This window comes from Bifidobacterium magnum (genome assembly GCF_000741255.1).
Classification (GTDB): Bacteria; Actinomycetota; Actinomycetes; order Actinomycetales; family Bifidobacteriaceae; genus Bifidobacterium; species Bifidobacterium magnum.
Genome location: NZ_JGZB01000002.1, coordinates 260,097 through 269,200, shown reverse-complemented (window position 1 = coordinate 269,200; position 9,104 = coordinate 260,097). Strand labels below are relative to the sequence as shown.

8 protein-coding genes and 3 pseudogenes are annotated in these 9,104 nt (G+C 61.7%); 1 reads left to right on the top strand and 10 read right to left on the bottom strand.

Translation table 11 applies throughout. The features are described 5' to 3' along the window. The 4 genes and pseudogenes from BMAGN_RS08260 to BMAGN_RS01995 all read right to left on the bottom strand — a co-directional run. Nucleotides 1–274, bottom strand: a 274-nt coding sequence (locus tag BMAGN_RS08260; protein ID WP_156095709.1) for a hypothetical protein, incomplete at its 3' end; no start/stop codon positions are given. A 49-nt stretch (nt 275–323) separates the two neighbouring features. Further along, nucleotides 324–1,136, bottom strand: a complete 813-nt coding sequence (locus BMAGN_RS02005; protein ID WP_026502000.1) for an amino acid ABC transporter ATP-binding protein — start codon at nt 1,134–1,136, stop codon at nt 324–326. 101 nt (nt 1,137–1,237) lie between these two features. Beyond that, nucleotides 1,238–1,907, bottom strand: a pseudogene (locus BMAGN_RS02000) (amino acid ABC transporter permease). Then, complete coding sequence (locus tag BMAGN_RS01995; RefSeq protein WP_022859758.1) at nt 1,894–2,550, bottom strand: amino acid ABC transporter permease; 657 nt, start codon at nt 2,548–2,550, stop codon at nt 1,894–1,896. The pseudogene BMAGN_RS02000 and the gene BMAGN_RS01995 overlap by 14 nt, the downstream one beginning before the upstream one ends. A 700-nt stretch (nt 2,551–3,250) precedes the next feature. On the opposite strand from BMAGN_RS01995, the gene glgC reads away from it, so the two are divergent. After that, on the top strand, nt 3,251–4,495 hold the full coding sequence (gene glgC, locus BMAGN_RS01990; RefSeq protein WP_022859757.1) for a glucose-1-phosphate adenylyltransferase: 1,245 nt from the start codon (nt 3,251–3,253) through the stop codon (nt 4,493–4,495). 67 nt (nt 4,496–4,562) lie between these two features. On the opposite strand, the pseudogene BMAGN_RS08715 reads toward glgC, so the two are convergent. The 6 genes and pseudogenes from BMAGN_RS08715 to sufD form a co-directional block, all read right to left on the bottom strand. Next, nucleotides 4,563–4,895: pseudogene (locus BMAGN_RS08715) on the bottom strand (metal-sulfur cluster assembly factor); the annotation flags it as partial. A gap of 86 nt (nt 4,896–4,981) precedes the next feature. Further along, nucleotides 4,982–5,093: pseudogene (locus tag BMAGN_RS08710) on the bottom strand (metal-sulfur cluster assembly factor); the annotation flags it as partial. 25 nt (nt 5,094–5,118) lie between these two features. Further along, nucleotides 5,119–5,664 (bottom strand): Fe-S cluster assembly sulfur transfer protein SufU, encoded by a 546-nt coding sequence (gene sufU, locus BMAGN_RS01980; protein WP_022859755.1) that lies wholly within the window; start codon nt 5,662–5,664, stop codon nt 5,119–5,121. A 58-nt stretch (nt 5,665–5,722) separates the two neighbouring features. Then, a complete protein-coding gene (locus BMAGN_RS01975; protein WP_022859754.1) occupies nt 5,723–6,997 on the bottom strand; it encodes a SufS family cysteine desulfurase in 1,275 nt (424 codons plus the stop codon). A gap of 115 nt (nt 6,998–7,112) precedes the next feature. Continuing rightward, a complete protein-coding gene (sufC, locus tag BMAGN_RS01970) occupies nt 7,113–7,889 on the bottom strand; it encodes a Fe-S cluster assembly ATPase SufC (RefSeq protein ID WP_022859753.1) in 777 nt (258 codons plus the stop codon). Beyond that, the gene (gene sufD / locus BMAGN_RS01965) at nt 7,889–9,103 is read right to left on the bottom strand and encodes a Fe-S cluster assembly protein SufD (RefSeq protein WP_022859752.1); all 1,215 of its coding nucleotides are present in this window, start codon (nt 9,101–9,103) and stop codon (nt 7,889–7,891) included. The genes sufC and sufD overlap by 1 nt, the downstream gene beginning before the upstream one ends. Nucleotide 9,104 lies beyond the last annotated feature (1 nt).

Here is a 9,104-nt window from a genome sequence, read left to right as displayed (position 1 = left end):
GCTCGCGGGACTGTCCGCATGCGGTCCCGACGCGTCCACACCTAGCGCGGAAGGCGCCTCGGGGGCGCAGGCCACGTCCGCGGCCAAGGCTCGTTCCCTGCAAGACATCAAGGATTCGGGCGTGCTTAACGTGGCCGTATTCTCCGACAAGGCGCCGTTCCGCGCTAGGTGTGGACGCGTCGGGACCGCATGCGGACAGTCCCGCGAGCATGGCGGCGCCTGCGAGCGCGGCGGTCAGCGTGGTTGCCATTCGTTTGAGTGTCGGGATATGCATTGTTGTTCCTTTCGTTATGCCGGCCGACCGGCCGGCCACAGTTGTTGGGTCAGCCGCGGTGACGGCGTGCGAATTCGAATGTTTCCAGGAATTCTTGCGCACGGCGCGTGCGGGGATGGGTGAAGAATTGTTCGGGATTGTCGGACCGTTCCACGATGCCGCCGTTTTCGAGCATCACCACTTCGTCAGCCACTGCGCGGGCGAACGCCATTTCGTGGGTCACGATCATCATGGTTTGACCGCCGTCGGCGAGATCGAGTACCACGTCGAGCACTTCGCGCACCATTTCCGGGTCTAGCGACGCCGTGATTTCATCGAGCAGTAGCAATTCGGGGTGCATGATCATGGCGCGGCAAATCGCCACGCGCTGGCGTTGGCCGCCGGAAAGCTCGTGCGGTTTGGCGTCGGCCCGGTCGCGCAGGCCCACACGTTCGAGCAGACGCAATGCTTCTTGTTCCACGTTGCGCTTGTCGCGTTTGAGCACGAGCACGGGCGCCATGGTCACGTTGTCGAGCACGTTGCGGTTGGGAAACAGGTCGTAGCTTTGGAACACCATGCCGATGCGCGTACGCAACGCGGCGGGGCGCGGCGCGTATCCCGCGGCTTTCGTGCCGGGACGCCCTTGGCCAATGATGTCGCCGTTCAACAGGATTTCGCCGCCTTGGATGGGTTCGAGGCCCGCTACGGCGCGCAGCAAGGTGGATTTGCCCGATCCGGACGGCCCCACTACGACAAGCACTTTTCCGCGCGGCACGTCGAGGGAAATGTCGTGCAATACGTCGTGGTCGGCATTGGCGTACCGTTTGGTGACGCCTTCCATGCGAAGGCCCGGGAAACGCTCGGCCGTGTCGGGCTGCGTGATTCGGTCCGCCTGGCGGCGCGTCGTGTTGGTTCGTGATCTGGTGAACATGGAAATTCCTTTCCTACCAAGTTGCAAAAAGTGGTGTGCAGTTGTTGGCCCGTTCAGTCGGCCCAACGCCGTTCCAGGGCGCGCGCCGCCAGCGACAACGGCCAGCAGACGATGAAGTACATGAGGAAGATGACGCCGTACACCCACAGGGTTCCTTGCGGATAGTCGAAACGGTGGGCGTCGATGATCTGCTGGCCCACCTTGATCACTTCGACTACGCCGAGCAGCACGGCCAGCGATGTGGTTTTCACGATGCGCGTGGACAGGTTGACCGAGCCGGGAAGCAAACGGCGCAACGCCTGCGGCAGGATCACGCGCGTAAATGTCTGCCATGGCGTAAGCCCGAGCATGTAGGCGGACTCGTATTGGATGGCGGGGATGGACACGAGCGCGCCGCGCACGAGGTCGCCCAGTTCGGCGCCGCCCCAGAGCACGAACACGAGCACGCAGGCGCCCGTCGCGTCAAGGTTCCAGTTCCATGCGCGGGCGAACCCGTAGAACGCGATGAACAGCAACGCGAGCTGGGGCATGACGCGAATGAACACGAGATACGTGTTCATCACGCGCGCACCACGGGATTGCGCAACGTCATCAGCCATCCGCACACCAGTCCCACCGGGATCGAAAGCCCCAGCTTACCGCGGAAATCCATATCGTCACCCACAAGCCTTGCAGCAAACGCGGGAACACTCCCGGCTGCAGCAGAATCTCAACGCCGTGCATAATCGAACCTCTTTTCCATCCACGTGCCCAGCAGCGACACGGGCAACAAAATGACCAGGTACGCGACGATGAGCATGAACAGCGATTCGTACGTGCTGTAGTACATGCCGATCAGGTCCTTGGCCATGTACATCACGTCGGCCAGTGCGATGGCGGACACGACCGACGATTCCTTGATCAGAAAAATGACGTTGGCCACCACTCCCGGCATCGCCGTACCGGCGGCCTGCGGCAGCATGACACGCGCAAACGTCTGCCAGCGCGACAGGCCGAGCACATACGCGTTCTCTTTCTGTACCGCGGGCACGGCGTCAAATCCGGCGCGCATCGATTCGGCCATGTACGAGCCGCCCAGGAACGCGAGGCCGACAATCGCGCACGTTTCGGCGGACCAGACGAAACCCAACTTGGGCAATCCGAAATAGAGGAAATACAACTGCACGAGCAGCGGCGTATTGCGGCTGACCTCGATGTAGACGCGCACAACGCCGCGCACGAACGGAACGCGCGCCTCGAGCACCGTGGCGCACAACAGGCCCACAATCATGGCGAGCGCCACGCCGGCGACCGAAATGATCACCGTCATACGCGCTCCCAGCACGAAAAATGGCGCATAATGCGCAATGAAATGCCAGTCCAGCATTGGAAAACAGGTTCCTTCCCATTGGCGTAAGGCCCACGGGAACGCACAACGGCGGCCGATACGCAACGAAACGGCACCGAATACACGGCGGACGTACGGTACGAGAGTCGCACGCGAGCGGCGTGCACGACGTACAGTACGGAAAGACGCGATTTATCGGGCCGGCCGGCATTCGTATCGATAGGTGTTCGCTACACGTACCGGTACACGTATGCGGCGGGAAAGTCGCGTAAGGAAACTGGCGGATCCGGATTGCACGGGCGCCGTCGTCGACGGACGGACGGTCGAGCCAAACCTAACAATGCCGGGATTATGCCAAAAGCGCCTGTATGTGCGCCCCATGAACGGGCGGATGAAGATGAATTATCGAGGTGACAGAATTGTCAGCGACAACACATACAGGTGGATGCGCACAGACAGCATGCGCCGAGGGTCGCGTAGGAAACCTCGGTCATGGCGTTATGTGCTTGCATCATCATGGTGACCATTCATAACGGGTTCCCCCGACAAACACGCGCGGCCGCCCCGCCGCAACACGCTGAACAAAAATTTCGTTCATAACTTGTAAAACTCGGCGCCACGGCTTCGCCCGATTGGGTAAATCGTTATACAGTGGTAGCTGAGGATTGTTGCAATCCACGGAGTCGAAGGTTGGTTAACGTCACACACGCTGAGACGGCAAAATCCTGAAGGAGCATATATGGCGAAAAACCCGAAAATCTTATCTATTGTGCTGGCCGGAGGCGAAGGCACGCGACTGATGCCGCTTACGCGCGACCGCGCGAAGCCGGCCGTACCGTTCGGCGGCATTTACCGACTTATCGATTTCCCGCTGAGTAATCTCGTGAATTCGGGTTACCGCCAGATCATCGTGTTGACGCAGTACAAGTCACATTCCCTGGACCGCCATATTTCCCAGACTTGGCGTTTCTCGCCGCTGCTGGGCAACTACGTGTCCCCTGTCCCCGCGCAGCAGCGTCTCGGCAAGCACTGGTACCTGGGTTCCGCCGACGCCATCTACCAGACGATCAACATCATCGAGGACGTGCAGCCCGACATCGTCGTCATTGTGGGCGCCGACCACGTGTACCGCATGGACTTCGAGCAGATGGTGCAGCAGCACATCGAGTCGGGCGCCGAATTCACGGTGGCCGGCATCCGCCAGCCCATCAGCGAATCCGACCAGTTCGGCGTGATCGAAGTGGATCCGGAACATCCGAACATGATCAAGAGCTTCCATGAGAAGCCGAAGCACGCCGTGGGGCTGCCCGACGACCCGAACTCGATTCTCGCGTCCATGGGCAACTATGTGGCCAACACCAAGGCGCTGTTCGAGGCGCTCGCGATTGACAGCAAGGCTTCCGGCACGAAGCACGACATGGGCGGCGACATCGCCCCGTACTTCGCGGCCCGCCACGAGGCCGGCGTGTACGACTTCACGAAGAACGAGATTCCGGGTTCCACGAAGATCGACCGCGCCTACTGGCGCGATGTGGGTACGATCAAGCAGTTCTACGATGCGCACATGGACCTGATCTCCCCCGCTCCGGTATTCAACTTGTACAACGAGGATTGGCCGATTTACACGGCGTCCAACAATCTTCCGCCGGCCAAGTTCGTGTTCGCCGGACAGGAGCGCATGGGTTACGCCGTCGACTCGATCATCTCCCCGGGCGTCATCGTCTCGGGCGGCGAGATCCAGCATTCGATTGTCGCTCCGCGCGTGTGTATCCATTCGTGGTCCCAGACCGTCGATTCCGTCCTGTTCGACAATGTCGAGGTGAACCGCCACGCCCGCGTGCGCCGCGCGATTCTCGACAAGAACGTGGTGCTTACCGAAAACGCGACCGTCGGTTTCGATACGGAACTCGATTTGGCGCGCGGCTTCACCGTCACGCCTGACGGCATCACCGTGGTGCCGAAGGGCACGATTGTCGACGGCTGATCCATCCAATTGACATACCAAAAGGCCCGCTTCCTTATGGAGCGGGCCTTTTTATTGCTGGTATTCGTCAGTAGCGCGGCAGCGAGTCGAGATTGAATCCGAGAGCGGCCAGCTGTTCGGCGCCTTCCGGAGTGATCTTGTCGACGGTCCAGCGCGGCGTCCACGTCCAGTCGATGCGGAATTCGTCGACCAGTCCCGCCAACGTCGTGGCGCACTCGTCCTCGATCAGATCGGTGAGCGGGCAGGCGGGCGTCGTCAGCGTCATCGTGAGGATGGCGCGGCCGAGCTCGTCGATTTCGATGCCGTATACGAGACCCAGATCGATCACGTCGATGCCGAGTTCCGGATCGATGACCTGGTGCAGCGCCTCCTTGACATCCTCGGCCGTGGCCTGGCCGATAGCGTTGTACGACTTCATCGCGATGCCGTTGTCCGTGGATTCCGTCACGTTCGGGTTTTCCGCAGTGGCCCCCGCGGTGCCCTGCTGGGCCAACGACGGGTTGGCCATGACCGCGCGGGCCTCCTCTTCGCCTCCCACTACGCCTTGCACCGCGCGCAATACCGTGGATTCCGGCTGCGGTACGAGATTATCCGTCATTTCTTTTCCTTTCCGCCTGTCTGCTTCACTGTTGCGCCAACGCGCGGGCCGTGGCGTCTTTCATGCCTTCCCAGCCGAGCAACGCGCATTTGATGCGCATGGGATACTTGGACACGCCCTGCAGCACGATGGCGTCCTCCAAGCGCTCCTCGGCGGCCTCGTCGTCCAGGCCCTTGCCGCGCGATTCCATCAGCGTATGGAAATCCTGGAACAACGCCATGGCCTCGTCCACAGTTTTGCCTTCCACCAAATCGACCATCATGGACAGGCTCGCCTGGGAAATGGAACAGCCCTGACCGTCCCACACCACACGCTCGATCACATGGGGTTCCAATTCGCTGATTTCCACATGGATTGTGGCCTCGTCCCCGCAAGTGGGATTGAACTGGTGGGATCGGGCCGCGGAACACGATTCATGTTGCGCCGCCACCACGGATTCGCCTACATGGGCGTCCTCGTTGGTCAGGTCGGCGGCGAAATGCTGCCGGCCGTGTGGATCGCGGGACGCTTCCAGAATCACCTCCTGGTACATCTGTTCCAAGTCGCCCGTACCAAACCCAAAATCTGCCATAGCCTCTGTTCTTTTCCGTCAATCAGTGTTCATGGTGTTCAATCAAGAGACTACCAATTTATTCCGCACCGAAGAAGGAGCGGATGCCCGAAACGGCTTCCACCAGACGCTGCGCGTCGTCCACGGTGTTGTAGGCGCCGCTGGAAGCGCGGTTCGAAGCGTATACGCCGAAATGGCGGTGCACGGGCTGGGCGCAATGGTGTCCCACACGGATGGCGATGCCTTGGGCGTCGATGTACTGGCCCACGTCATGGGGATGGACGCCTTCCACCTCGAACGACACGGTGCCGATACGGTCCGTGTTGTCGCGCGGTCCCAGAATGCGCACGCCGTCCACGTTGCCCAGTTCGAGCAGCGCGTCGGTAATCGTGCGCTCGTGGGCCGCGATCGCGTCCATGCCGATGTTGCGCATCCAGTCGGCGGCCACGCCGGCCGCGACCACTTGCGCCACGGGCTGCGTGCCGGCTTCGAAACGGGCCGGCGGCAGCATGTAGTCGGCGGGCTTGTCCATCCACGCCAGTTCCACCATGGATCCGCCGAAGGATGCCGGCGGCAGCGCTTCGAGCAGCGCGCGCTTGCCATACAGGAAGCCCACGCCCGTGGGACCATACATTTTGTGCGCGCTGAAGGCGGCGAAGTCCACGTCAAGCGCATGGAAATCCACAGGAATGTGGGGCACGGACTGGCACGCGTCGAGAATGAAGAACGCCCCCACCTCATGGGCGCGCGCCACAATGGGCGCGATATTCGTGATGGCGCCCGTTACGTTGCTGATATGCGTGACGGCCACAATCTTGGTGCGGTCGGTAATGACCTCGTTGGCAGTGTCGCTCAGGATTCGGCCCTCATCATCCAGATCGAACCATTTGAGCGTGGCGCCCGTACGGTAGGCAAGCTCCTGCATCGGCAGCAATACCGAATGGTGTTCGGCGCGCGACACCACGATTTCGTCGCCCGGACGCAGCGCGAACTGCTGGGCGGCCTTGCCGCCGCGGCCCTGCGAAGCGTTGCCGAACGCCGTGGCCAGCAGGTTGAGGCCGGCCGTGGCGCCCGCCGTCACAACGAGCTCTTCCGAACCTTCCTCGCTGTCGGCGCCCACAAGCTTGGAAACGCTGACCCTGGCGTCCTCGAACGCGAGCGTGCTGCGCGCGGCGAGTTCATGGGCCCCGCGGTGCACGCCGGCGTTGATCGTGGCATAAAAGTCGCTTTCCGCATCGATCACGCACTGCGGCTTTTGTGCCGTGGCGCCGGAGTCGAGGTAGACGAGCGGATGCCCGTGGATCTCCTGGCGCAAAATGGGGAACTGTTCGCGAATCGTTGCGAAATCAACCATGTATCTTCCTTCAATTCTTGGGGCTGCTCTCCATGCCGTCGATATGCCTGATATGCCGGCGTGGGCCAAAGTGATGCCGGGTCCCGCAGCAAACCACGGGACCCGGAGTCATGTGTCAGGCGAGTGCGGACTCGCTGGCGCCTTCCGGCAGGTAGGCGTCGTAACCGGTTTCTTCGAGCACGTCGGCCAGTTCCGGGCCACCCGTCTTCACGAAGTGGCCGTCGGCGAACACGTGGACAATATCGGGCTTGATGTACTTGAGGATGCGCGTGTAGTGCGTCACCATGAGCACGCCGAAGTCGTTGGCTTCCTTGGCGCGGTTGACGCCTTCGGACACAATGCGCAGCGCGTCCACGTCGAGACCCGAATCGGTTTCGTCAAGCACGGCGAACTTCGGCTTGAGCAGTTCCAGCTGCAGCACTTCGGCGCGCTTCTTCTCGCCGCCCGAGAAGCCTTCGTTCACGGAACGCGTGGCGAACTTCGGATCCATCTTCAAACGCTTCATGGCTTCCGTAAGTTCCTTGGTCCACGTGCGGATGGCCGGAGCCTTGCCGTCGATTTCCGTTTTGGCGGTGCGCAGGAAGTTCGTCATGGACACGCCCGGCACTTCCACGGGGTACTGCATGGCCAGGAACAGGCCGGCCTTGGCGCGCTCGTCCGGCGTCATCTGCAGAATGTCCTCGCCGTCCAGCAGAGCCTGGCCCGAATCGACCTCGTACTTCGGATGGCCCGCCAGCGTGTAGGCCAGCGTCGACTTGCCCGAACCGTTGGGGCCCATGATGGCGTGCACTTCACCGGAATTCACCGTAAGGTTGACGCCCTTGAGGATCTGCTTGCGGCCCTCTTTCGTTTCCACCGAAGCGTACAGGTCTTTGATTTCCAGTGTAGACATTAGTTTTCCTCCACTTGAGGCTTGTCCTCGCCTTGCGCGAGACGACGGTCGATGACGGTCATGAGGTGGGCGGCGATCTGGTCGATGCCGATTTGTTCGATGAGCTCGCTGAAGAAGCCGCGCACCACCAGTTTGCGCGCTTCCTGTTCGCTGATGCCGCGGGACTGCAGGTAGAACAGTTCCTCGTCGTCGAAGCGTCCCGTGGAGCTGGCGTGGCCTGCGCCCACGATATTGCCGTTTTCAATTTCGAGGTTCGGTTCCGAATCGGCCACGGCGCCCGGAGTCAGTACGAGGTTGCGGTTGAGCTCGTAGGAATCGGTGCCCGGAGCCGTCGGCTGGATCAACGCGTTGCCGACCCAGGTGCTGTGGGCGCCCTTGCCGCTCAACGCGCCCTTGTAGACCACGCGGGAACGGCATTCCGGCTCGTTGTGCACGACCATGGTGCGATGCTCGATATGCTGGCCCGGATCCACGAAGTAGATGCCCAGCATGTTCAGGTCGCCGTGCGAACCGGCGAAATCCTGGTCCATGCGGATGCGGACCACGTCTCCGCCCAGCGTCACCACGGCATGGCGCAACGTCGCTTCGCGGCCCACGCGGATGCGGTGGTTGCCCACGTGCTTGGACTGGTCGGACCATTCCTGAATGAAGGTGGTGGACACATGGGAATAGGCGCCCGTCACGATTTCCACACCTTCGGCGAGCTTGGCGTCGCCCGCGTGCTCCACGATCACGTCGGCGTGCACGTTGTCGTCCGCCACAATTACGAGATGCAGCGCGTCGAGTTCCAGTCCGTTGCCTTCAATGCGCACGAGCACGGGCTGGTCCAGATCCTGACGGATGTGCAGGATCCACGAGCTTGTCGAGCTGTTCCACTCCACCGCCGATACGCGGTCGTTGGGCTTGGAAACGCTGCCGCTTTCCTGCTCCCCCATGGCGGCCTGTTCGAGCGTCACGGCGCCGTCGAGTGCGGAACCGTCCACATAGCGCGCGTCCAGCGTGGTGGTGGCGGCCGGCGCGAACACGTTGAAGAATTCGCTCATGCGGTCTACGGGCGTAAAGCGCCAGTCTTCCTGCTTGCGCGTGGGAATGGGGAACATTTCCACTTCGAAGGAACGCGGCGCGCTGTCCGCACTGGAGGGCATGGCGGCCGGAATGGCGTACGGATCATTGGGATCCGCCACCGGAATAGCAATTTCTTTTACGTCGGCCATC

Excerpts from the sequence above, each read along its gene's own strand:
- BMAGN_RS01995 (WP_022859758.1), bottom strand. The coding sequence starts at position 2,550 with ATGCTGGACTGGCATTTCATTGCGCATTATGCGCCATTTTTCGTGCTG.
- glgC (WP_022859757.1), top strand. The coding sequence starts at position 3,251 with ATGGCGAAAAACCCGAAAATCTTATCTATTGTGCTGGCCGGAGGCGAA.
- sufU (WP_022859755.1), bottom strand. The coding sequence starts at position 5,664 with ATGGCAGATTTTGGGTTTGGTACGGGCGACTTGGAACAGATGTACCAG.
- BMAGN_RS01975 (WP_022859754.1), bottom strand. The coding sequence starts at position 6,997 with ATGGTTGATTTCGCAACGATTCGCGAACAGTTCCCCATTTTGCGCCAG.
- sufC (WP_022859753.1), bottom strand. The coding sequence starts at position 7,889 with ATGTCTACACTGGAAATCAAAGACCTGTACGCTTCGGTGGAAACGAAA.
- sufD (WP_022859752.1), bottom strand. The coding sequence starts at position 9,103 with ATGGCCGACGTAAAAGAAATTGCTATTCCGGTGGCGGATCCCAATGAT.